General features: G+C 40.6%; 38 protein-coding genes. 37 read left to right on the forward strand and 1 reads right to left on the reverse strand.

The features are described from left to right. Positions 1–61 precede the first annotated feature (61 nt). From tuf to rpsI, 37 genes are all read left to right on the forward strand, one after another. Positions 62–1,249 (forward strand): elongation factor Tu, encoded by a 1,188-nt coding sequence (gene tuf, locus AC1Q59_RS22235; protein ID WP_492368054.1) that lies wholly within the window; start codon positions 62–64, stop codon positions 1,247–1,249. 456 nt (positions 1,250–1,705) lie between these two features. After that, the gene (gene rpsJ, locus AC1Q59_RS22240; RefSeq protein WP_003354783.1) at positions 1,706–2,014 is read left to right on the forward strand and encodes a 30S ribosomal protein S10; all 309 of its coding nucleotides are present in this window, start codon (positions 1,706–1,708) and stop codon (positions 2,012–2,014) included. 39 nt (positions 2,015–2,053) lie between these two features. Continuing rightward, the gene (gene rplC, locus AC1Q59_RS22245) at positions 2,054–2,683 is read left to right on the forward strand and encodes a 50S ribosomal protein L3 (protein ID WP_492368055.1); all 630 of its coding nucleotides are present in this window, start codon (positions 2,054–2,056) and stop codon (positions 2,681–2,683) included. A 24-nt stretch (positions 2,684–2,707) separates the two neighbouring features. Continuing rightward, positions 2,708–3,331 carry a 50S ribosomal protein L4 gene (gene rplD / locus AC1Q59_RS22250; RefSeq protein ID WP_492368056.1) on the forward strand — a complete coding sequence of 208 codons (624 nt, stop codon included), beginning with the start codon at positions 2,708–2,710 and terminating at the stop codon, positions 3,329–3,331. After that, on the forward strand, positions 3,331–3,615 hold the full coding sequence (rplW, locus tag AC1Q59_RS22255) for a 50S ribosomal protein L23 (protein ID WP_492368057.1): 285 nt from the start codon (positions 3,331–3,333) through the stop codon (positions 3,613–3,615). Before rplD ends, rplW begins: the two co-directional genes overlap by 1 nt. A 29-nt stretch (positions 3,616–3,644) precedes the next feature. Next, a complete protein-coding gene (rplB, locus tag AC1Q59_RS22260; RefSeq protein WP_492368058.1) occupies positions 3,645–4,475 on the forward strand; it encodes a 50S ribosomal protein L2 in 831 nt (276 codons plus the stop codon). Positions 4,476–4,535: 60 nt separating this feature from the next. Next, positions 4,536–4,814: a 30S ribosomal protein S19 gene (gene rpsS / locus AC1Q59_RS22265; protein WP_492368059.1), complete on the forward strand. Its 279-nt coding sequence runs from the start codon at positions 4,536–4,538 to the stop codon at positions 4,812–4,814. A gap of 18 nt (positions 4,815–4,832) precedes the next feature. Further along, positions 4,833–5,174, forward strand: a complete 342-nt coding sequence (gene rplV, locus AC1Q59_RS22270) for a 50S ribosomal protein L22 (RefSeq protein WP_492368060.1) — start codon at positions 4,833–4,835, stop codon at positions 5,172–5,174. A gap of 3 nt (positions 5,175–5,177) precedes the next feature. Then, entirely contained in the window at positions 5,178–5,834 is a 657-nt protein-coding gene (rpsC, locus tag AC1Q59_RS22275; RefSeq protein WP_492368061.1) for a 30S ribosomal protein S3, read from the forward strand. A gap of 2 nt (positions 5,835–5,836) precedes the next feature. Then, complete coding sequence (gene rplP, locus AC1Q59_RS22280) at positions 5,837–6,271, forward strand: 50S ribosomal protein L16 (RefSeq protein WP_492368062.1); 435 nt, start codon at positions 5,837–5,839, stop codon at positions 6,269–6,271. Continuing rightward, positions 6,261–6,461, forward strand: coding sequence for a 50S ribosomal protein L29 (rpmC, locus tag AC1Q59_RS22285; protein ID WP_492368063.1), 201 nt, complete (start codon positions 6,261–6,263; stop codon positions 6,459–6,461). The genes rplP and rpmC overlap by 11 nt, the downstream gene beginning before the upstream one ends. 18 nt (positions 6,462–6,479) lie before the next feature. Continuing rightward, entirely contained in the window at positions 6,480–6,743 is a 264-nt protein-coding gene (gene rpsQ / locus AC1Q59_RS22290) for a 30S ribosomal protein S17 (RefSeq protein WP_492368064.1), read from the forward strand. A 40-nt stretch (positions 6,744–6,783) separates the two neighbouring features. After that, positions 6,784–7,152 (forward strand): 50S ribosomal protein L14, encoded by a 369-nt coding sequence (gene rplN / locus AC1Q59_RS22295; RefSeq protein ID WP_492368065.1) that lies wholly within the window; start codon positions 6,784–6,786, stop codon positions 7,150–7,152. A 34-nt stretch (positions 7,153–7,186) separates the two neighbouring features. Further along, a complete protein-coding gene (rplX, locus tag AC1Q59_RS22300) occupies positions 7,187–7,498 on the forward strand; it encodes a 50S ribosomal protein L24 (protein WP_492368066.1) in 312 nt (103 codons plus the stop codon). Positions 7,499–7,524: 26 nt separating this feature from the next. Next, a complete protein-coding gene (gene rplE, locus AC1Q59_RS22305; protein ID WP_492368067.1) occupies positions 7,525–8,064 on the forward strand; it encodes a 50S ribosomal protein L5 in 540 nt (179 codons plus the stop codon). A 24-nt stretch (positions 8,065–8,088) separates the two neighbouring features. Then, the gene (rpsN, locus tag AC1Q59_RS22310; protein WP_001085700.1) at positions 8,089–8,274 is read left to right on the forward strand and encodes a 30S ribosomal protein S14; all 186 of its coding nucleotides are present in this window, start codon (positions 8,089–8,091) and stop codon (positions 8,272–8,274) included. A 29-nt stretch (positions 8,275–8,303) separates the two neighbouring features. Next, positions 8,304–8,702 carry a 30S ribosomal protein S8 gene (rpsH, locus tag AC1Q59_RS22315; protein ID WP_492368068.1) on the forward strand — a complete coding sequence of 133 codons (399 nt, stop codon included), beginning with the start codon at positions 8,304–8,306 and terminating at the stop codon, positions 8,700–8,702. 31 nt (positions 8,703–8,733) lie between these two features. Next, positions 8,734–9,273 (forward strand): 50S ribosomal protein L6, encoded by a 540-nt coding sequence (gene rplF / locus AC1Q59_RS22320; RefSeq protein ID WP_492368069.1) that lies wholly within the window; start codon positions 8,734–8,736, stop codon positions 9,271–9,273. Positions 9,274–9,305: 32 nt separating this feature from the next. After that, a complete protein-coding gene (gene rplR, locus AC1Q59_RS22325) occupies positions 9,306–9,668 on the forward strand; it encodes a 50S ribosomal protein L18 (protein WP_492368070.1) in 363 nt (120 codons plus the stop codon). A gap of 23 nt (positions 9,669–9,691) precedes the next feature. Then, a complete protein-coding gene (gene rpsE / locus AC1Q59_RS22330; protein ID WP_492368071.1) occupies positions 9,692–10,192 on the forward strand; it encodes a 30S ribosomal protein S5 in 501 nt (166 codons plus the stop codon). A 13-nt stretch (positions 10,193–10,205) separates the two neighbouring features. Then, positions 10,206–10,388 carry a 50S ribosomal protein L30 gene (gene rpmD, locus AC1Q59_RS22335; RefSeq protein WP_492368072.1) on the forward strand — a complete coding sequence of 61 codons (183 nt, stop codon included), beginning with the start codon at positions 10,206–10,208 and terminating at the stop codon, positions 10,386–10,388. 31 nt (positions 10,389–10,419) lie between these two features. Continuing rightward, the gene (rplO, locus tag AC1Q59_RS22340) at positions 10,420–10,860 is read left to right on the forward strand and encodes a 50S ribosomal protein L15 (protein ID WP_492368073.1); all 441 of its coding nucleotides are present in this window, start codon (positions 10,420–10,422) and stop codon (positions 10,858–10,860) included. After that, positions 10,860–12,155, forward strand: a complete 1,296-nt coding sequence (secY, locus tag AC1Q59_RS22345; protein ID WP_492368074.1) for a preprotein translocase subunit SecY — start codon at positions 10,860–10,862, stop codon at positions 12,153–12,155. The genes rplO and secY overlap by 1 nt, the downstream gene beginning before the upstream one ends. A 63-nt stretch (positions 12,156–12,218) precedes the next feature. Continuing rightward, positions 12,219–12,866 (forward strand): adenylate kinase, encoded by a 648-nt coding sequence (locus AC1Q59_RS22350; RefSeq protein WP_492368075.1) that lies wholly within the window; start codon positions 12,219–12,221, stop codon positions 12,864–12,866. A 2-nt stretch (positions 12,867–12,868) separates the two neighbouring features. Next, a complete protein-coding gene (map, locus tag AC1Q59_RS22355; protein ID WP_492368076.1) occupies positions 12,869–13,615 on the forward strand; it encodes a type I methionyl aminopeptidase in 747 nt (248 codons plus the stop codon). A 169-nt stretch (positions 13,616–13,784) separates the two neighbouring features. After that, positions 13,785–14,003, forward strand: coding sequence for a translation initiation factor IF-1 (gene infA / locus AC1Q59_RS22360; protein WP_492368077.1), 219 nt, complete (start codon positions 13,785–13,787; stop codon positions 14,001–14,003). 36 nt (positions 14,004–14,039) lie between these two features. Beyond that, the gene (gene rpmJ, locus AC1Q59_RS22365) at positions 14,040–14,153 is read left to right on the forward strand and encodes a 50S ribosomal protein L36 (protein WP_000868344.1); all 114 of its coding nucleotides are present in this window, start codon (positions 14,040–14,042) and stop codon (positions 14,151–14,153) included. 18 nt (positions 14,154–14,171) lie between these two features. Continuing rightward, positions 14,172–14,537: a 30S ribosomal protein S13 gene (gene rpsM / locus AC1Q59_RS22370; RefSeq protein WP_492368078.1), complete on the forward strand. Its 366-nt coding sequence runs from the start codon at positions 14,172–14,174 to the stop codon at positions 14,535–14,537. 21 nt (positions 14,538–14,558) lie between these two features. Beyond that, on the forward strand, positions 14,559–14,948 hold the full coding sequence (gene rpsK / locus AC1Q59_RS22375; protein ID WP_492368079.1) for a 30S ribosomal protein S11: 390 nt from the start codon (positions 14,559–14,561) through the stop codon (positions 14,946–14,948). Between the two features lie 179 nt (positions 14,949–15,127). Further along, the gene (locus AC1Q59_RS22380) at positions 15,128–16,072 is read left to right on the forward strand and encodes a DNA-directed RNA polymerase subunit alpha (RefSeq protein ID WP_492368080.1); all 945 of its coding nucleotides are present in this window, start codon (positions 15,128–15,130) and stop codon (positions 16,070–16,072) included. Positions 16,073–16,149: 77 nt separating this feature from the next. Next, positions 16,150–16,512 (forward strand): 50S ribosomal protein L17, encoded by a 363-nt coding sequence (gene rplQ / locus AC1Q59_RS22385; RefSeq protein ID WP_492368081.1) that lies wholly within the window; start codon positions 16,150–16,152, stop codon positions 16,510–16,512. A gap of 523 nt (positions 16,513–17,035) precedes the next feature. Then, complete coding sequence (locus AC1Q59_RS22390; protein WP_492368082.1) at positions 17,036–17,878, forward strand: energy-coupling factor ABC transporter ATP-binding protein; 843 nt, start codon at positions 17,036–17,038, stop codon at positions 17,876–17,878. After that, positions 17,854–18,723 (forward strand): energy-coupling factor ABC transporter ATP-binding protein, encoded by an 870-nt coding sequence (locus AC1Q59_RS22395; protein WP_492368083.1) that lies wholly within the window; start codon positions 17,854–17,856, stop codon positions 18,721–18,723. The genes AC1Q59_RS22390 and AC1Q59_RS22395 overlap by 25 nt, the downstream gene beginning before the upstream one ends. Then, complete coding sequence (locus tag AC1Q59_RS22400; RefSeq protein WP_492368084.1) at positions 18,720–19,517, forward strand: energy-coupling factor transporter transmembrane component T family protein; 798 nt, start codon at positions 18,720–18,722, stop codon at positions 19,515–19,517. Before AC1Q59_RS22395 ends, AC1Q59_RS22400 begins: the two co-directional genes overlap by 4 nt. 11 nt (positions 19,518–19,528) lie before the next feature. Then, positions 19,529–20,266: a tRNA pseudouridine(38-40) synthase TruA gene (gene truA, locus AC1Q59_RS22405; RefSeq protein WP_492368085.1), complete on the forward strand. Its 738-nt coding sequence runs from the start codon at positions 19,529–19,531 to the stop codon at positions 20,264–20,266. 185 nt (positions 20,267–20,451) lie between these two features. After that, positions 20,452–20,889 (forward strand): 50S ribosomal protein L13, encoded by a 438-nt coding sequence (gene rplM, locus AC1Q59_RS22410; protein WP_492368099.1) that lies wholly within the window; start codon positions 20,452–20,454, stop codon positions 20,887–20,889. 21 nt (positions 20,890–20,910) lie between these two features. Then, the gene (gene rpsI, locus AC1Q59_RS22415) at positions 20,911–21,303 is read left to right on the forward strand and encodes a 30S ribosomal protein S9 (RefSeq protein ID WP_492368086.1); all 393 of its coding nucleotides are present in this window, start codon (positions 20,911–20,913) and stop codon (positions 21,301–21,303) included. Between the two features lie 92 nt (positions 21,304–21,395). Here rpsI and AC1Q59_RS22420 read toward each other — a convergent pair whose 3' ends face one another. Beyond that, a complete protein-coding gene (locus AC1Q59_RS22420) occupies positions 21,396–22,160 on the reverse strand; it encodes a YheC/YheD family protein (RefSeq protein WP_492368087.1) in 765 nt (254 codons plus the stop codon). Positions 22,161–22,185: the final 25 nt, after the last annotated feature.

Consider the following 22,185-nt stretch of genomic DNA (forward strand, 5'->3'; position numbering starts at 1 on the left):
TAATGCTTTTCGCAGCCATTAAAATACTTATATTCTTTTAAATTAAAGGAGGACTTTCCTAATGGCAAAAGCTAAATTTGACCGTACAAAACCACACGTTAACATTGGTACAATCGGACACGTTGACCATGGTAAAACAACTTTAACAGCTGCAATCACAACTGTTCTTGCGAAAGCAGGCGGCGGTGAAGCACGCGGTTATGATCAAATCGACAACGCTCCTGAAGAAAAAGAGCGTGGAATCACAATCTCAACTTCTCACGTTGAGTATGAAACTGCTAACCGTCACTATGCACACGTAGACTGCCCAGGACACGCTGACTACGTTAAGAACATGATTACTGGTGCTGCTCAAATGGACGGCGGTATCCTTGTAGTATCTGCTGCTGATGGCCCAATGCCACAAACTCGTGAGCATATCCTTCTATCTCGTCAAGTAGGTGTTCCATACCTAGTTGTATTCATGAACAAATGTGATATGGTTGACGACGAAGAACTTCTTGAATTAGTAGAAATGGAAATCCGTGATCTTCTATCTGAATACGATTTCCCTGGCGACGACATTCCTGTTGTTAAAGGTTCTGCTCTTAAAGCTCTTGAAGGAGAAGCTGAGTGGGAAGAAAAAATCATCGAGCTTATGGCTGCTGTTGATGAGTACATTCCAAACCCAGAGCGCGACACTGACAAGCCGTTCATGATGCCAGTTGAGGACGTATTCTCAATCACTGGTCGTGGTACTGTTGCTACTGGCCGTGTTGAGCGTGGACAAGTTAAAGTTGGTGACGTTATCGAAATCATCGGTTTAACTGAAGAGCCTAAATCAACAACTGTAACTGGTGTTGAAATGTTCCGTAAGCTTCTTGATTTTGCTGAAGCTGGTGACAACATTGGTGCCCTTCTTCGTGGTGTTGCACGTGAAGAAATCCAGCGTGGACAAGTATTAGCAAAGCCAGGTTCAATCACTCCTCACGTAAGATTCAAAGCTGAAGTATACGTGTTATCAAAAGAAGAAGGTGGACGTCATACTCCATTTTTCTCAAACTATCGCCCACAGTTCTACTTCCGTACAACTGACGTAACTGGTATCATTCATCTTCCAGAAGGCGTTGAAATGGTAATGCCTGGCGATAACATTGAAATGAACGTTGAACTTATTGCACCAATCGCAATCGAAGAAGGAACTAAGTTCTCTATTCGTGAAGGCGGCCGTACAGTAGGCGCTGGCGTTGTTGCAACAATCGTTGAATAATATTAGCTAATCAAGACCAGATGGGTGACGATCCATCTGGTTTTTTTATGTTTAATAAGGATCAATAAAATTTCATTCTATAATGGTGAATGACCGAATGGAGACGCCTCAGCTTTATTAATTCCTTCTATTATATGTACAATTAATTTCGAAAATTAATTACTTGATGCTGTATTAAGGATATAGCCGAAAAAGAAATTATTGGATTCTTTCATATGAGGTTGAAATATATATAGTGACCCGTTATAATTTACAAGTGTGCAAAACAAACAAGCAAACAAATAAAAATTTGTTGTTGCATTTACATTTGGTTTTTTGTATAATAGACAATGTTGGTCTTTGACTGCGATGATGTGAAAGGTTGCTGACACACCCGGCCGCTTTGCCATGGCGAGTGTGTGGGAAATTTTCACGGAGAATGTCTATTTTTAAAATAGGCGAAAAGGAGGGAAAATAATGGCAAAACAAAAAATTCGTATTCGTTTAAAAGCGTATGATCACAGAATTCTTGATCAATCTGCAGAAAAGATCGTTGAAACTGCAAAGAGATCTGGTGCAGCTGTTTCTGGGCCGATCCCATTACCAACTGAAAAATCTGTTTATACAATTCTTCGTGCTGTTCATAAGTATAAAGATTCTCGTGAGCAGTTCGAAATGCGTACGCATAAACGTCTAATCGACATTGTTAACCCAACACCACAAACTGTAGATTCATTAATGCGTTTGGATCTTCCATCTGGTGTAGATATTGAAATCAAACTATAATAAATAAATCATTTTAACATTCTAGGAGGTGTGACTGAAATGACCAAAGGAATCTTAGGAAGAAAGATTGGTATGACTCAAGTTTTTGCTGAAAACGGCGACCTTATCCCAGTAACAGTTGTTGAGGCTGCTCCAAACGTTGTTCTTCAAGTTAAGTCTGCTGAGACTGACGGCTACGAAGCTATTCAGATCGGATTCGATGACAAGCGTGAGAAGTTATCTAACAAGCCTGAGAAAGGCCATGTTGCTAAAGCAAATACTGCTCCTAAGCGCTTCGTTCGTGAATTGCGCGATGTTAACTTAGGAGAATATGAAGTTGGTCAAGAAGTCAAAGTTGATATTTTCGCAGCGGGAGAAACTGTTGATGTAACAGGTATCTCTAAAGGAAAAGGATTCCAGGGTGCTATTAAACGCCACGGACAATCACGTGGACCTATGGCACACGGTTCTCGTTACCATCGTCGTCCTGGTTCAATGGGACCTGTTGCTCCAAACCGTGTATTCAAAGGTAAATTACTACCTGGTCGCATGGGCGGAGAGCAAGTTACTGTTCAAAACCTTGAAATCGTAAAAGTTGATGCAGAGCGCAATCTTCTTTTAATTAAAGGTAACGTACCTGGTGCGAAAAAATCATTGATAAAAATTAAAAGTGCGGTTAAAGCAAAGTAATAAACCGGAAAGGAGGAAAAAAGAATGCCTAAAGTAGCATTATTTAACCAAAGCGGATCTAAAGTTGGAGATATCGAACTTAATGATTCAGTATTTGGAATTGCGCCTAACAACCATGTTTTATTCGAAGCGGTTGTTATGCAAAGAGCTTCTTTACGTCAAGGAACTCATAAAACTAAAATTCGCTCTGAAGTAGCAGGCGGTGGCCGCAAACCATGGCGTCAAAAAGGAACAGGCCGTGCACGCCAAGGCTCAATCCGTTCACCACAATGGCGCGGAGGCGGTACTGTGTTTGGTCCTGTACCACGCAGCTACAGCTATAAATTACCTAAAAAGGTACGTCGTTTAGCGATCAAATCTGCTCTATCTGCTAAGGTGTTAGAGGAAAATATCTTAGTTCTTGAAAACCTAGCTTTTGAAGCGCCAAAAACTAAGGATTTCAAGGGAGTATTAACCGGTCTATCCGTTGATAAAAAAGCATTAATCGTTACAGCTGATCTTGATGAAAACGTAGCATTATCTGCACGCAACATCCCAGGTGTTACAGTTGTTACTGCTTCTGGCATCAACGTTCTTGATGTTTTAAACCATGATAAGTTAATCATGACTAAAGCAGCTGTCGAAAAAGTAGAGGAGGTGCTTGCATAATGGATGCACGCGATGTCATTAAGCGCCCCGTAATTACAGAACGTTCTTCAGATCTAATGGCTGAAAAGAAATATACCTTTGATGTGGATATTAAAGCTAACAAAACTGAAGTAAAAGACGCTGTAGAAGAAATCTTCGGTGTTAAAGTTGAAAAAGTTAATATCATGAATTACAAAGGTAAATTCAAGCGTATGGGTAAATTCGGCGGTTATACTAACAAACGCCGTAAAGCTATTGTAAAATTAACAGCCGATAGCAAAGAAATTGAATTCTTTGAAGTATAATATCTTAATCAGAAGAGGAGGGAAACGAAATGGCGATTAAAAAGTATAAACCTACCTCTAATGGTCGTCGCGGTATGTCAGTGTCTACGTTCGAAGAAATCACAACGAACAAACCAGAAAAGTCACTGTTAGCCCCTTTAAATAAAAAAGCTGGCCGCAACAACCAAGGTAAAATTACCGTTCGTCATCAAGCCGGCGGTCATAAACGCCAATATCGTATTATTGACTTTAAACGTAACAAAGATGGCATTCCAGGACGCGTTGCTACAATCGAGTATGACCCAAACCGTTCTTCAAGAATTGCCCTAATCAACTACGTTGATGGAGAAAAGCGTTATATCATTGCTCCTAAAAACCTAGTAGTAGGCATGGAAATCATGTCTGGTCCAGAGGCCGATATCAAAGTAGGAAACGCACTTCCACTTTCAAATATCCCTGTTGGTACTGTTATTCACAACATTGAGTTAAAACCTGGCAAAGGCGGACAATTAGTTCGTTCTGCAGGAACTTCTGCTCAAGTTCTTGGTAAAGAAGGCAAATACGTACTTGTTCGCTTGAATTCCGGCGAAGTACGCATGATCTTAGCTGAGTGCCGTGCAACTGTTGGTCAAGTTGGAAATGAACAGCATGAGCTTATCCACATCGGAAAAGCCGGCCGTTCACGCTGGTTAGGCAAGCGCCCAACTGTCCGTGGATCTGTAATGAACCCTAACGATCACCCGCATGGTGGTGGTGAAGGACGTTCACCAATCGGACGTAAGTCTCCAATGACTCCTTGGGGCAAACCTACACTTGGTTACAAAACACGTAAGAAATCCAACAAATCGGATAAATTTATTGTACGTCGCCGTAAAAAATAACGGGATTGTCCTACGGTTCATAAGCAGAACCGTAGATCAATCACGAAGGGAGGTTCAAATATGGGTCGCAGCTTGAAAAAAGGACCTTTTGTTGATGAACACTTAATGATAAAGATCGAAAAGTTAAATGAAACAAGCGGTAAAACTGTAGTTAAGACTTGGTCTCGCCGTTCTACGATCTTCCCGCAATTCATCGGACACACAATCGCTGTTTATGATGGCCGTAAACATGTTCCTGTATATGTCACAGAAGATATGGTTGGTCATAAGCTTGGTGAATTCGCGCCAACTCGTTCATATAAAGGCCATGCCGCTGATGATAAGAAAACAAGACGTTAATGAGAGGAGGGCATCCTAATGCAAGCTAAAGCTGTTGCAAGAACAGTTCGTATTGCTCCTCGTAAAGTTCGCTTAGTTGTAGATTTAATTCGAGGTAAGCAAGTAGGCGAAGCAGTAGCTATTTTAAATTTAACTCCAAAAGCTGCTTCACCGGTCGTTGAGAAAGTTTTAAAATCTGCATTAGCAAACGCTGAACACAACTATGAAATGGACGTTAATAATCTAGTTGTTTCTCAGGCTTTTGTTGATGAAGGACCTACATTGAAGCGTTTCCGTCCTCGTGCAATGGGACGTGCAAGCCAAATCAATAAACGCACAAGTCATATCACTATCGTTTTATCAGAAAAGAAGGAGGGATAATCTGTGGGTCAAAAAGTAAATCCAGTCGGTTTGCGTATCGGCGTCATTCGTGATTGGGAATCTAAGTGGTACGCGGACAAAGACTTTGCTAATCTTCTACATGAAGACCTTAAGGTACGTGAGTACATTACAAAGCGCCTAAACGATTCTTCTGTATCTAAAGTTGAAATCGAACGTGCGGCTAACCGTTTGAATATCACTATCCATACTGCTAAACCTGGCATGGTTATCGGTAAGGGCGGATCAGAAGTTGAAGCGCTGCGTAAAGCTCTTAACGCTTTAACAGGCAAACGTGTTCATATTAATATTTTAGAAATCAAAAAGGCTGACATTGATGCGAAACTAGTTGCGGAAAATATTGCACGTCAATTAGAAAACCGTGTCTCATTCCGCCGCGCTCAAAAACAAGCTATTCAACGTGCAATGCGCGCTGGTGCAAAAGGTATCAAAACAATGGTATCTGGCCGTCTAGGCGGAGCTGATATTGCTCGTTCTGAATCATACAGCGAAGGAACAGTTCCACTTCATACTCTTCGTGCTGATATCGATTACGCTACAGCTGAAGCTGATACTACTTATGGTAAGCTTGGTGTAAAAGTATGGATTTATCGTGGAGAGGTCCTTCCTGCTAAGAAGAAAACTGAGGAAGGAGGCAAATAATTATGTTACTGCCTAAACGCGTAAAATACCGCCGTGTACACCGTGGAAAAATGCGTGGCCAAGCAAAAGGCGGCACTGAAGTAACTTTCGGTGAATATGGTCTTCAAGCTACTGAAGCTTCTTGGATCACAAACCGTCAGATCGAAGCTGCCCGTATTGCAATGACTCGTTATATGAAACGTGGCGGTAAAGTTTGGATTAAAATTTTCCCTCATAAGCCATATACTGCAAAGCCTCTAGAAGTTCGGATGGGTTCCGGTAAGGGTGCTCCTGAAGGATGGGTAGCAGTTGTTAAGCCTGGAAAAATAATGTTTGAAATCGCAGGTGTTTCTGAAGAAATCGCTCGTGAAGCTCTTCGTCTTGCATCACACAAACTTCCTGTTAAATGTAAGTTTGTAAAACGTGAAGAAATTGGTGGTGAATCAAATGAAAGCTAATGATATTCGTGACCTTACCACTGCCGAAATTGAACAAAAAGTCAAGTCATTAAAAGAAGAATTATTCAATCTTCGCTTTCAGTTGGCAACCGGACAACTTGAAAATACAGCTCGCATCCGTGAAGTGCGCAAGTCCATTGCACGTATGAAAACTGTTATTCGTCAAAGGGAAATTGGTTTTACTAAGTGATGAGAGGAGGTTCACATAATGAGTGAACGAAACCAACGCAAGGTTTACACAGGCCGTGTTGTTTCTGACAAGATGGATAAGACAATTACTGTCTTAGTCGAAACATATAAAAAGCACTCACTTTATGGTAAACGCGTTAAGTACTCTAAAAAGTTCAAAGCTCATGATGAGCAAAACACAGCTAAAGCTGGCGACATTGTTCGTATTATGGAAACTCGTCCGCTTTCTGCGACAAAGCGCTTCCGTCTAGTTGAAGTGGTTGAAAAAGCAGTTATAATCTAATTGTTCGGAAAAAGTTTCGTTCCGAAGGGAGGTTACACACATGATTCAACAAGAATCACGTTTGAAAGTAGCAGACAACTCTGGTGCTCGTGAAGTACTTACTATTAAAGTCCTTGGTGGCTCTGGCCGCAAAACAGCTAACATCGGTGATATTATCGTTTGTACGGTGAAACAAGCAACACCAGGAGGCGTTGTTAAAAAAGGCGACGTTGTAAAAGCGGTTGTTGTTCGTACAAAAAGAGGTGTACGCCGCAATGATGGCACATACATTCGCTTTGACGAAAATGCTTGTGTAATTATTCGTGATGATAAGGGCCCTCGCGGTACACGTATTTTCGGACCAGTTGCTCGCGAATTGCGCGACAACAACTTTATGAAGATTGTTTCTTTAGCTCCAGAAGTTCTATAATTCAAATTAAATGCCTTTAAGGAGGTGCTTACGGATGCATGTGAAAAAAGGTGACAAAGTTATGGTCATCTCTGGTAAAGATAAAGGCAAAACAGGTGTAATTCTTGCAGCTTATCCTAAACAAAGCCGCGTTTTGGTTGAAGGAGTAAACGTTGTTAAGAAACACTCTAAGCCTTCTCAGGTAAATCCGCAGGGCGGAATTATCAGCCAAGAGGCACCTATTCATGTATCAAATGTTATGCCTGTCGATCCGAAGTCTGGTAATCCAACTCGTGTAGGATACAAAACGGTTGATGGCAAAAAAGTACGTACAGCAAAAAAATCCGGAGAAATCCTTGATAAATAGTTAATAGAAGAAGGGAGGTACAATAAATGAACCGCCTAAAAGAAAAATATTCAAAAGAAATCGTACCATCATTAATGAGCAAGTTCAGCTATAAATCCATCATGCAAGTACCTGCTATTGATAAAATCGTTATCAACATGGGTGTCGGTGATGCTGTTCAAAATTCAAAAGCACTAGATAATGCAGTAGAAGAGTTAACACAAATTGCAGGTCAAAAGCCAGTTGTTACTCGTGCTAAAAACTCTATCGCTGGATTCCGTCTTCGTGAGGGCATGCCTATCGGCTGTAAAGTAACCCTTCGCGGTGAGCATATGTATGAATTCTTCGATAAGTTAGTATCTGTATCTCTTCCACGTGTACGTGACTTCCGCGGTATCTCTAAAAAGTCATTTGACGGACGCGGAAACTACACACTTGGTGTTAAAGAACAGCTAATCTTCCCTGAAATTGATTACGATAAAGTAAGCAAAGTTCGTGGTATGGATATCGTTATTGTAACTACAGCTAACACTGATGAAGAAGCTCGTGAACTTTTAACTCAATTTGGAATGCCGTTCCAAAAGTAATCGCTAAATAAGGGAGGCGAAAACGTGGCTAAGAAGTCAATGATTGCGAAACAAAAACGCACGCCTAAATTCAAAGTACAAGAATATACACGCTGCGAACGCTGCGGACGTCCACATTCTGTATACCGTAAATTTAAGCTTTGCCGTATTTGTTTCCGTGAATTAGCATATAAAGGTCAAATTCCTGGTGTGAAAAAAGCCAGCTGGTAAACCCCAATTATGGGAAGGAGGTAAAAACAATGGTCATGACAGATCCAATTGCAGATTTGCTAACTCGCATCCGTAATGCGAATATGGTACGTCACGAAAAATTAGAAGTTCCTGCTTCTAATATCAAAAAAGAAGTTGCAGAGATCCTAAAGCGTGAAGGTTTTGTACGCGACGTTGAATATATCGAAGACAACAAGCAGGGAATCATCCGCATTTTCTTGAAATATGGTTCAAATAACGAGCGCGTTATTACTGGCCTAAAGCGCATCAGCAAACCTGGACTTCGTGTTTATGCAAAAGCTAACGAAGTACCTCGTGTATTAAACGGTCTTGGAATCGCGTTAGTTTCTACTTCTCAAGGAGTTCTTACTGACAAAGAAGCTCGCGCTAAACAAGTAGGCGGAGAAGTATTAGCTTACGTTTGGTAATACAGTTTCTTAAGAAATGGAGGTGCAATAAATGTCTCGTATAGGTAAAAAACCAATTGAAATTCCATCTGGTGTTACAATCACAATCGCTGAGAATAACACCGTTACTGTAAAGGGTCCTAAAGGTGAACTTACCCGTTCATTTCATCCAGATATGAAAATTCAAGTGGAAGAGAATGTTCTAACTGTTACTCGCCCATCTGAATCAAAAGAGCACCGTACAAACCATGGTACAACACGTGCGCTTCTTTCAAATATGGTTGAGGGTGTATCTAAAGGATTTGAAAAGAATCTTGAGCTTATCGGGGTCGGTTACCGTGCTCAAAAACAAGGCAAAAAGCTTGTATTAAACGTTGGTTACTCACACCCGGTTGAAATTGAACCAGAAGATGGCGTTGAGATTGAAGTACCATCTAATACAAAGGTTTCTGTTAAAGGTATCAGCAAAGAACGTGTTGGAGCTCTTGCTGCTAACATTCGTGATGTTCGTCCTCCAGAGCCTTATAAAGGCAAAGGTATCCGCTATGAAGGCGAATATGTGCGTCGTAAAGAAGGTAAAACTGGTAAGTAATGCCGCATAGGTAAACGAAAGGAGTGACTTAAATGATTACGAAGGCTGATAAAAATGCAGTTCGCAAGAAAAGACATGCGCGTGTTCGTGCGAAGCTTACTGGAACTGAATCTCGTCCTCGTTTAAATGTGTTCCGCTCAAACAAACATATTTATGCTCAAATTATTGACGATGTTAATGGAGTAACTATAGCTAGTGCTTCTACTCTAGATAAAGAGGCTGGTATTGAGTCTACTGGCAACATCGATGCTGCTGTTAAGGTCGGAGAATTAGTAGCAAAACGTGCAGAAGAGAAAGGCATCAAATCTGTTGTATTTGACCGTGGAGGATATTTATACCATGGCCGTGTAAAGGCATTAGCTGATGCTGCACGTGAAAACGGACTTGAATTTTAATAGAAAAAGGAGGGACACAATAAATGCGTCGTATTGATCCAAACAAACTTGAACTTGAAGAACGCGTAGTTACAGTTAACCGCGTAGCAAAAGTTGTTAAAGGCGGACGCCGTTTTCGCTTTTCTGCGCTTGTAGTAGTGGGTGACAAGAACGGTCACGTTGGATTTGGTACTGGTAAAGCTCAGGAAGTACCTGAAGCAATCCGTAAGGCTGTTGAGGATGCTAAGAAAAACCTAGTTGAGATTCCAAGAGTTGGTACAACAATTCCACACGAAGTAATCGGTAATTTTGGAGCAGGAGAAGTATTGCTTAAGCCTGCATTCGAAGGTACTGGTGTTATTGCTGGAGGACCTGTTCGTGCGGTGCTTGAATTAGGCGGAATCGGTGATATTCTTTCTAAATCTCTAGGCACAAACACACCAATCAACATGGTTCGTGCAACAATTGACGGTCTAAAACAACTTAAACGTGCTGAGGACGTAGCGAAATTACGTGGAAAATCAGTAGAAGAACTGTTAGGATAAGGAGGGAAATCAAATGGCGAATAAACTAGAAGTTACCCTCACTCGCAGTGTGATTGGTCGTCCACAAGATCAAAAAGATACTGTTAAAGCTCTTGGATTACGCAAGACAAATCAAACAGTAGAGCATCAAGATAATCCAGCAATTCGCGGGATGATTAATAAAGTTGCTCACCTTGTCGAGGTTAAAGAAATTTAAGATATCTTTCTACAAATAAGGAGGTGCCAACATGAAACTTCATGAATTAATGCCTGCAGAAGGTGCACGTCAGGATCGCAAACGTAAAGGACGCGGTACAGGGTCTGGTAACGGTAAGACTGCTGGTAAAGGTCATAAAGGACAAAATGCTCGTTCTGGCGGTGGCGTACGTCCTGGTTTTGAAGGTGGTCAAACACCTTTATTCAGACGTTTACCTAAACGCGGTTTCACAAACATCAACCGTAAAGAGTTTGCAATTGTGAACCTTGATGCATTAAATCGTTTTGAGGACGGAACTGAGGTTACTCCTGAGCTTCTAATCGAAACTGGTGTTGTCAGTAACGAAAAAGCAGGAATTAAGATTCTTGCTAAAGGCAAAGTTGAGAAAAAGCTTACTGTTAAAGCTCATAAATTCTCCTCTGCTGCAAAGGAAGCGATTGAAGCTGCCGGCGGTCAAACTGAGGTGATTTAATGTTTCAGTCATTCTCCAATTTAATGCGCGTGGGTGATATAAGGAGAAAGATCATATTCACCCTTTTAATGCTGGTCGTTTTTCGCTTAGGTACATTTATTCCTGTACCTGGGGTGAATGCCGATCTTTTAAAAGCCCAAGATGAACTAAATGTATTTGGTCTTCTAAATACATTTGGCGGCGGGGCTCTCCTTAATTTCTCCATATTTGCAATGGGCATTATGCCGTACATCACGGCATCCATTATCATTCAGCTCTTGCAAATGGATGTGGTGCCAAAGTTTACGGAATGGTCTAAGCAGGGAGAAGTTGGGCGCCGCAAACTTGCCCAGTTTACCCGTTATTTCACAATCGTGCTTGGCTTCATCCAAGCTTTTGGTATGTCCTTTGGGTTTAATAATCTTGCAGGTGGGCAATTAATTACTAATCCAGGGATTGGGAGTTATCTTCTTATTGCTACTGTTTTAACTGCTGGTACTGCTTTTCTTATGTGGCTGGGCGAACAGATAACTGAAAAGGGTGTTGGAAATGGTATTTCCATCATCATTTTTGCTGGTATCGTTGCAGGTATTCCTTCAACAGTTAACCAAATTTATGCTCAGCAGTTTGAAAACGCAGGGGAGCAATTATTCCTTCGTATTGTAACAATAGTTATTATCCTGCTTGCAGTGGTTGCTATTGTAGTAGGTACGATCTTCATTCAGCAGGCATTAAGAAAAATTCCTATTCAGTATGCTAAGCGTGTCGTTGCAGGGAAAAATCCTGTTGGCGGCCAGGCTACTCATTTACCTTTGAAGGTAAATGCAGCTGGTGTTATTCCTGTTATCTTTGCAATCTCATTTATTGTTACTCCAAGAACGATTGCTTCGTTCTTTGAGCAAAATGATGTTACATTATGGATTCAGCGCATATTTGATTACTCGACCCCGTATGGTATGGTTATTTATTCTGCATTGATTATTGCCTTTACTTATTTCTATGCTTTCATACAAGTTAATCCAGAACAAGTGTCTGAGAACTTGCAGAAACAAGGCGGATATATTCCTGGTATTCGTCCAGGGAAAAACACACAAGAGTATTTAACACGCGTCTTATACCGTTTAACATTTGTCGGTGCTCTTTTCCTTACAGCGATTTCTATTTTGCCGATGTTCTTTATTAATGTGGCAGGATTGCCGCAGTCGGCTCAAATCGGAGGAACTAGCTTGCTGATTGTTGTCGGTGTTGCACTTGATACTATGAAGCAGCTGGAAGCACAGCTTGTTAAACGTCATTATAAAGGGTTCATTAAATAGGTTTGGTTTAAGGGAACCCCTGGATGTTCCCTAAAACCAAATAGATCTAAGGGGGAAATTCACTTGAATTTAGTATTAATGGGACTCCCCGGTGCTGGTAAAGGCACACAAGCTGACAAGATTGTCCAAAAATACAACATCCCGCATATTTCAACAGGAGATATGTTCCGTGCTGCTATTAAGGGCGAAACAGAACTTGGACTGCAAGCTAAATCATTTATGGATAAAGGTGAGCTTGTTCCTGATGAAGTAACAATCGGGATTGTTCGCGAAAGATTATCCAAGGATGATTGTGAAAAGGGATTCCTTCTTGACGGTTTTCCGCGCACAGTCGCACAGGCTGAAGCTTTGGAAAGCATCCTTGCAGGTTTAAATAAAAAAATTGACTTTGTTATTAATATCGACGTTGATAAAGATATTCTTATGGAACGCTTGACAGGTCGCCGTATCTGTAAGGATTGTGGTGCAACCTACCATCTTGTTTTCAATCCTCCCGCTAATGCAGGTGTATGCGACCGCTGCGGTGGAGAACTTTATCAGCGCGCAGATGATAACGAGTCAACTGTACAAAATCGTCTGGACGTTAATATTAAGCAAACAAAGCCATTGCTTGACTTCTATGAAACAAAAGGCTATTTGCGCAATATCAACGGACAGCAGGAAATTAGTAAAGTGTTTTCTGACCTGGATCATTTACTTGAGGGTTTATAATAATGATTATTGTTAAAACCCCGCGTGAAATTGACATCATGCGTGAAGCCGGCAAAATTGTAGCGCTCACTCATCAGGAGCTGAAAAAACATATAGCACCGGGCATTTCTACTTTAGATTTAGACCTAATTGCGGAAAAGTTTATCCTTAAACTTGGCGCTATTCCTTCATTTAAAGGATATAATGGATTTCCTGGGAGCATTTGTACATCAGTTAACAATGAGCTTGTTCATGGCATACCGGGTAACCGGGTGTTAAAAGAGGGCGATATAATAAGTCTTGATATCGGTGCTAAATATAACGGTTATCATGGTGATTCTGCTTGGACCTATCCTGTGGGTTCTATAGATAAACAAACTCAAAGTCTACTTGACGTAACAGAGAAATCTCTATACGAAGGCCTAAAGGAAGCAAAGCCAGGCGTGCGTCTATCGAATATCTCACATGCAATTCAAGCGTATGCGGAATCATATAGTTTTTCCATTGTACGCGAGTATGTAGGCCATGGTGTTGGGCAAGATCTTCATGAGGATCCACAAATTCCTCATTTTGGTCCACCTGATAAAGGGCCTCGATTAAAACCGGGTATGGTGCTTGCCGTTGAACCGATGGTTAACGCAGGCAGCCGATATGTGAAAACATTAGCCGACAATTGGACAGTTGTAACGGTTGACGGTAAAATGTGTGCCCATTTTGAGCATACAATTGCAATTACCGATACAGGTTATGAAATACTCACAAAGGCATAATAGTTAAATTGTAACTGTTTTAGTTCTTGGAAGACCTGTGTTATAATATGAAGGTTGTCAAATATATCGACATATGTTGGTTGGCTCGTCGTGAAATAATGGATATTGACTACTCTGCTAATAGCAGGTTTTATGCATTCAAATTGAATAATGAAAGGAGATATGATAGATGGCTAAGGACGATGTAATCGAAATAGAAGGTACTGTTGTTGATACTTTGCCGAATGCAATGTTTAAAGTTGAGTTGGAAAATGGTCATACAATTTTAGCTCACGTTTCAGGTAAGATCCGCATGCATTTCATTCGTATTTTACCTGGAGATAAAGTTACAGTTGAGCTTTCTCCATATGATTTAACTCGCGGAAGAATTACCTATCGTTTTAAATAACACATTGCACTCCGTACTATTAAGGAGGTTAGGATAATGAAAGTAAGACCATCAGTTAAACCAATCTGCGAAAAGTGTAAAGTTATCCGCAGACGCGGGAAAGTTATGGTTATCTGTGAAAACCCTAAACATAAACAAAAACAAGGTTAATAACAAGGAGGTGCACACATGGCACGTATTGCTGGTGTAGATATTCCACGTGAAAAGCGTGTAGTCATTTCTTTAACATATATCTTTGGTATTGGTAAAAATACCGCACAAAAGGTATTAGCAGAAGCAGGTGTTTCTGAAGACACTCGCGTTCGCGATCTTACAGAAGATGAACTAAACAAAATCCGTGAAGTAATTGATAAATTAAAGGTTGAAGGTGACCTTCGTCGTGAGGTTTCTCTAAACATCAAGCGTCTAATGGAAATTGGTTGCTATCGCGGTTTACGTCATCGTCGCGGCTTACCGGTTCGCGGACAAAATACTAAGAACAATGCTCGTACGCGCAAAGGTCCTCGTAAGACTGTAGCGAACAAGAAGAAATAATCGGTAAAGGAGGTATTTTAAATGGCTCGTAAAACTAATACACGTAAACGTCGTGTAAAAAAGAATATTGAACAAGGTGTAGCGCATATCCGCTCTACTTTCAATAACACAATTGTAACTATCACTGATGTACATGGTAATGCACTTTCTTGGTCAAGTGCGGGTGCTTTAGGATTTAAAGGATCTCGTAAGTCAACACCATTTGCAGCCCAAATGGCAGCAGAAACTGCAGCTAAATCTTCCATGGAACATGGTATGAAGACACTAGAAGTAACAGTTAAAGGACCTGGCGCTGGCCGTGAAGCAGCTATTCGTGCTCTTCAAGCAGCTGGACTTGAAGTTACTGCAATTAAAGATGTAACTCCAGTTCCTCATAATGGATGCCGTCCGCCAAAACGTCGCCGTGTTTAATTTTCCTGTATAAGATTTGTATTTTATGTCCATAATGGCATATGATGGAAAAGTATTTCGATTTTATACAGAATGTTATACAAGTTATTGTGCGCAAAACGGGAACGTAAACATGAGGGAATTTCGGTTAATACAATTTTTAACTGGGATTTCGACGTTTTGAAGGAGGGTGTATTTTCATGATCGAAATAGAAAAACCAAAAATCGAAACGGTTGAGATCAGCGATGATGCCAAGTACGGGAAGTTCGTCGTAGAGCCACTTGAGCGTGGGTATGGTACAACTTTGGGTAACTCCTTACGTCGTATCCTTTTATCCTCACTCCCAGGTGCGGCAGTCACAGCGATCCAAATTGATGGGGTACTCCATGAGTTCTCAACAATTGAAGGCGTCGTTGAAGATGTTACATCGATCATTTTAAATATCAAAAAGCTTGCTCTCAAAATCTATTCTGATGAAGAGAAGACGCTTGAAATTGATATTCAGGGTGAGGGTGCTGTGAAAGCAGCGAATATTACCCATGATAGTGATGTTGAAATCTTAAATCCTGACCTTCATATTGCAACTCTTGGTTCCAACGGTCATTTACGCATGCGTTTAACTGCAAGGCGCGGCCGCGGTTATACTCCAGCAGTGCAAAACAAAAGAGAAGATCAGCCAATTGGTGTCATTCCAATTGATTCTATCTATACACCGGTTTCTCGCGTTTCATTCCAAGTTGAAAACACTCGTGTAGGTCAATTGTCTAACTTTGATAAGCTGACTTTTGATGTTTGGACTGATGGAAGTATTGGTCCACAAGATGCTGTTGCACTTGGAGCAAAAGTATTAACTGAGCATCTAAATATTTTTGTCGGTTTAACTGATGAAGCTCAAAACGCTGAAATCATGGTTGAAAAAGAAGAAGATCAAAAAGAAAAAGTTCTTGAGATGACAATTGAGGAACTTGATTTATCTGTTCGTTCCTATAACTGCTTAAAACGTGCTGGTATCAATACTGTTCAGGAATTAGCCAATAAGACTGAAGAAGATATGATGAAAGTGCGCAACCTTGGCAGAAAGTCTCTTGAAGAAGTAAAACATAAATTAGAGGAGCTCGGTCTAAGCCTACGCAAAGATGACTAGTTAACAAAGGCTTAACTAGGCATTTTCATGTCAGGCCAAAACCGGACGAATGACTTCAACAAAGGAGGGAAACTTTCATGGGATACAGAAAGTTAGGACGTACTAGCTCTCAACGCAAAGCTATGCTACGTGATTTAGCAACAGACTTAATCATCAACGAGCGCATTGAAACAACTGAAGCTCGTGCAAAAGAATTGCGTTCAGTTGTTGAAAAAATGATTACTCTTGGTAAACGTGGCGATCTTCATGCCCGTCGTCAAGCAGCTGCTTATGTTCGCAATGAGGTAGCAAATGCTGAAACAAACCAAGATGCAGTTCAAAAGCTGTTCAGTGATATTGCTTCACGTTACGAAGAGCGTCAAGGCGGTTACACTCGTATCATGAAATTAGGACCTCGTCGTGGAGACGGCGCCCCTATGGTAATTATTGAACTAGTATAATCCTTTTTACAGACAAGGGCAGGACAGTTTGACGCAAAACTTGGTCTTTGCCCTTTTTCTGTAAATGTTAAGACTGCCAGTATTAAGCAGGCTTATAAGAATTAGCCAAAAAATGAGCGTTACGATGAGCACAATACTTCCTTAAACTAAGGAACCTTGTTAAACACACACCCATTATTCCTTCTATTGTGACTCGTCTAGCTCTTGCACCTTTCTGATACTCGTTTGTGCCAGAAAGGTGCAGGCTTATTGCTTAATAGACTGTAACGGGCTGAAATAGAAAGCAGTTCTATATTTTGAGATGGCTATATTGGTTCATGTCATTCATAGCAATTTTTTAAAAAAACATATACTGCTGTAAAATACTATGGAAGCTCGCCAAACTAGGCGGGTTTTTTAAGCTTTATGGCACATGTATCTTAAGTTTTTTAAATATATTGAAAAAGTGTTTTGGTTTTATGTTGATTGCTCAGCATAACAGTTTAGAATAGTATAGAAGAGAGAGCGGAGAGGAGGAAAGGCTGTGAAAGAAAAGCCGCTGGTACAGCTTAAAGACGTTTCTTTTAAATATGATGTTCAGGCAGATTATGCTCTTCAGCATGTTTCTTTTGAAATATTTGAGGGCGAATGGTTTGCGATAGTGGGCCATAATGGTTCAGGCAAATCAACGCTTGCCAAATTACTAAATGGACTGCAATTTCCTCTTAAAGGGGAAATTTCTATTAATGGCATAAAACTATCTGAAAATACTGTTTGGGATATAAGAAAACTGGTCGGGATGGTATTCCAGAACCCAGATAATCAATTTGTTGGCACCACTGTACAGGATGATGTGGCTTTTGGTTTAGAAAACAATGGGATTGAAAGAACTGAAATGGTAGAAAGGGTTAAGAATTCATTAGCACGGGTTAAAATGGAGCAATTTCTCGATCAAGAGCCGCACCATCTATCCGGCGGGCAAAAGCAGAGGGTCGCTATTGCCGGCATTATTGCCCTTAGACCGGCCATTATTATATTGGATGAAGCCACTTCAATGCTCGATCCAAGAGGACGTGAAGAGGTCTTAAATACTGTAAGGGAACTGAAGGAAGACAACCAATTAACTGTTATTTCGATAACACATGATCTGGAAGAGGCTGCAAGGGCAGATCGGATTCTTGTTATGAATAAGGGTCAGGTATATCGTGAAGGTACGCCTGAGGAAATATTCCAAATGGACGATGAGCTTATTAAGCTTGGGCTGGATATACCATTTCCGGTGAAAATGGGCAAGGTACTTAGAGAAAAAGGGATACCGATATCTCGTCATTTTTTATCTGAAGAGGAGTTGGTGGCAGAGCTATGGACATCTCATTGCAAGAGGTAGAATACAAATACCAGGCTAATACTCCTTTTGAGCGATTGGCTATCAAGGATGTATCGATTGATATTCCCTCTGGTACATTTTTATCCATTATTGGACATACTGGTTCTGGTAAATCAACCATTCTTCAGCATTTAAACGCTCTTTTAAAGCCTACCGGAGGCAAGGTTATTATTGGGGACCGGGAAATTACTTCAGCTAAGAAGCAGAAGAATTTGAAAGAAGTAAGACAAAAGGTTGGGATTGTCTTTCAATTTCCTGAACATCAATTGTTTGAGGAAACTGTTGAAAAGGATATATGCTTTGGACCTATGAATTTTGGCGTGGCTGAAGAAGAGGCCAAAAAAAGAGCTAAAATAGCAATCAAACAAGTCGGGCTTCCTGATGAAATACTACAGAAATCCCCATTTGACCTTTCAGGGGGACAGATGAGAAGGGTTGCGATTGCAGGGGTTCTGGCAATGGAGCCCGACGTGATTGTATTGGACGAGCCAACTGCTGGACTGGATCCACGCGGCAGAAAAGAGATTATGGAAATGTTCCATGCCCTCCATCTTGAGAGAAAGCTATCTACCATTCTTGTCACTCACAGCATGGAGGATGCCTCGCGGTATGCTGATCAGATTGTTATTATGAATAAAGGTAAAGTTATTCGAAAAGGAACGCCTAAAGAAATTTTCTCTTCTCCAGATGAACTGCTTCAGTTAGGTCTTGACGTACCGGAGGTTGTGAGGCTGCAAAAGAAAATCGAAGAGGCTTTTCAGACAAAGCTCTCCAAGACCTGTCTGACACCGGATGAGCTTACAGAGGAAATTGCTCACTTTTTGCTAGGGGGTGGGCAGAAATGATGGATAAAATGATTTTTGGACGCTATGTACCTGCTCAATCCCTTATCCACAAAATGGACCCGCGTTCGAAGCTGCTTTTAATTTTTCTATTTGTATGTGTGGTTTTTATTGCTAATAATAGCATTACTTATGGAATTTTAGTTGTTTATACATTTTTTATGGTTGCACTTTCAAAGGTGCCTATTCGTTTTATTCTTACAGGGTTAACGCCTGTGTTATGGCTTGTTCTTTTTACATTAGTCATGCATCTGTTTTTAACAAAGGAAGGCAGCATTATATTTCAGGCAGGCTGGTTTACAATTTATGAAGAAGGTTTAAGACAGGGGATCTTTATTTCCTTGCGATTTTTTCTGCTGATATTAATGACTTCTATCCTAACATTAACGACTACCCCAATCGAAATAACCGATGGGTTAGAAAGTCTTTTGAACCCATTGAATAAATTGAAGTTTCCTGTTCATGAGCTTGCTTTAATGATGTCCATTTCGCTAAGATTTATACCGACGCTTATGCAAGAGACAGATAAGATCATGAAGGCCCAGACGGCACGTGGTGTTGATTTCTCAAGCGGTCCAATCAAAGACCGGGTAAAGGCAATCATTCCGCTGCTTATTCCGCTGTTTGTCAGCTCCTTTAAGAGAGCAGAAGAGCTTGCTGTTGCAATGGAAGCAAGGGGCTATAGAGGTGGTATTGGAAGGACGAAATACAGATTGCTTCAATGGGGGCCTACTGATACATTTATTCTTCTTTTGCTCGGTGTGGTTACTGTTCTATTATTTTTAATGAGATCATGATGGAGAATGCGATGACAAGGTATAAATGCAAGGTTTCTTACGATGGTACGATGTTTGCAGGCTACCAGGTGCAGCCGGATAAGCGGACCGTCCAGGGGGAAATCGAAAAGGCTTTGAAAAAACTCCATAAAGGCCATGAGGTAAAGGTGAATGCGTCGGGCAGAACAGATGCCGGCGTCCATGCTAAAGGGCAGGTCATTCATTTTGACTCCAATTTAAACATTCCTCTTGATCGGTGGGGAGTGGCTCTTAATGCTCTATTGCCAGAGGATGTAGCAGTGATTAATGCTGATGTGGCTGAAAATGACTTTCATGCCCGTTTTAATGCAGCAGGCAAAGAATATCGTTATTTTGTTAGAAGGTCATCTGTAAGAGATCCCTTTCAGCGGAATTATTCATTCATGTACCCGTACTCATTAAATATAGAGGCCATTAAAGAAGCAGCTGACTATTTAATAGGCAAGCATGACTTTACAAGCTTTTGTTCTGCCAAAACAGATGTAGAGGACAAAATCAGGGAACTGAAGGAAATTGCTTTAATGGAAGAGGGAGATCTGCTAATTTTTCGCTTTGTCGGGAATGGCTTTTTATATAATATGGTCAGAATTTTAACTGGGACCCTATTGGAGGTTGGCAATGGATCCATCAATCCAAAGTCAATGCCGGACATTCTCGAAAAAAAAGACAGATCTTTTGCAGGAAAAACAGCACCGGCACAAGGATTATACTTATGGGAAGTTTTTTATTAAAAAAATCCATAACAACTATACCTGGTGTAACATTTTTATTGACATTTATCTTTGAAACGTGTATTATAGCAAAGGTATTGTTATTAAACCCACGATAAGCCCCGGAACTTATTGTGTATATGATAAATGCAATCAACGAATGAATGTAATGAATAAAGGAACTTTTTTAGGAGGGAAACAAAATGATGCGTACAACGTTTATGGCGAATGCTCAAAATATCGAACGTAAATGGTACGTGATTGATGCTGAAGGACAAACTCTTGGCCGTCTAGCTAGTGAAGTTGCATCAATCTTACGTGGTAAACATAAACCAACTTACACACCGCATGTTGACACTGGTGATCATGTAATCCTTATCAATGCTTCAAAGATTCAATTAACTGGAAACAAACTTCATGACAAGATCTACTACCGTCACTCAAATCACCCAGGTGGTTTAAAGACTAGAACAGCTCTTGAAATGAGAACGAACTATCCAGAAAGAATGTTAGAGCTTGCTATCAAAGGCATGCTTCCAAAGAACACTCTAGGCCGTCAAATGGCTAAGAAATTACATGTATATGCTGGTAGCGAACATAAGCACCAAGCACAACAACCTGAAGTTTACGAACTTCGTGGATAATTTTTAGGGGAGGTTATTAACTTGGCACAGGTTCAATATATCGGCACTGGCCGTCGTAAAAGCTCCGTTGCACGCGTTCGTTTAGTTCCAGGCGACGGTAAAATTATTATTAATGGTCGTGACATCGAAGAGTACATTCCATTTGCTGCATTACGTGAGGTTGTAAAACAGCCGCTTGTAGCAACTGAAACTCTTGGCGGTTATGATATTCTTGTAAACGTAAATGGAGGCGGCTACACTGGCCAAGCTGGCGCAATCCGTCACGGCATCGCTCGTGCATTGCTTCAAGCTGATCCAGAATACCGTCCATCATTAAAGTCTGCAGGATTATTAACTCGTGACGCTCGTATGAAAGAACGTAAAAAATACGGTCTTAAAGGCGCTCGTCGTGCACCACAGTTCTCAAAACGTTAATCTTGGTGTTTTCAAAGGCTCCCAACCATTTGGTTGGGGGTCTTTTTTGTTGGTTATGAGGAGACGTTTTATCTGATTATGTGTGTGATCAATTATCGTCTATTAAGTTTTTTCCAATCGTTTCGGATTTTTTTAATTGACCAGTATGTGCTCTTATTCTCTAATTGATAAAAAAGAGCTAAAGACGGTCTTAGGTTCACTTCAATTATCCAAATATGGCCTTGTTCATCTAGACCTATATCAAATCCGAAAATACGTTGTTCTTTGTAGTAGTCTTCTAGACAGTCAGATGCAATTAAGGTAACACGATTGATTTCGGAATGTAAGGATTCCATTTCAGCAGATGAAATAGTTGAGCAGGAATCTCGGATAGCTTGGTCAAATGGAATGATCGACCCGCCGCTTTTATAATTGGTAACAATGAATCCTTTCCCTGCCACTTTAGCCAGCTTGCCTGTCACCATCCATGTATTGGAATCGTTGGTCTTCTGGGTAATAACTCGTATATCTAATGGAGATTTGTTTATTGTTAATAGGGGAATATAGCGTTGTATTAAATAAGGACGAGAGGCGATCTTATCTTTTAGATAGGCGAAGGCTTCATCCCTTCTTGCGAAATGCATTTTTTCATCTTTAAAATGTATTTCATATATATCGTCTGATAACATGGATAGTTTGAAGATATCTTTCCCCCAGCTTCCATTAGATGGCTTTAAAATGACTTTTCTATACTTATCGACAAAGCTCCATAAATCGATTTTCGAAAATTCACTGGTTTCAGGCAGATGATTTTGTAGTTCTTTGTTTTCAATCATAATTAAGTTTTTTTTCCATTTACTCTGATTAAGATGTTCCATTATCCATCACTCCCATCTTTAGGTT

It is taken from the genome of Cytobacillus sp. MT66 (assembly GCF_058792595.1).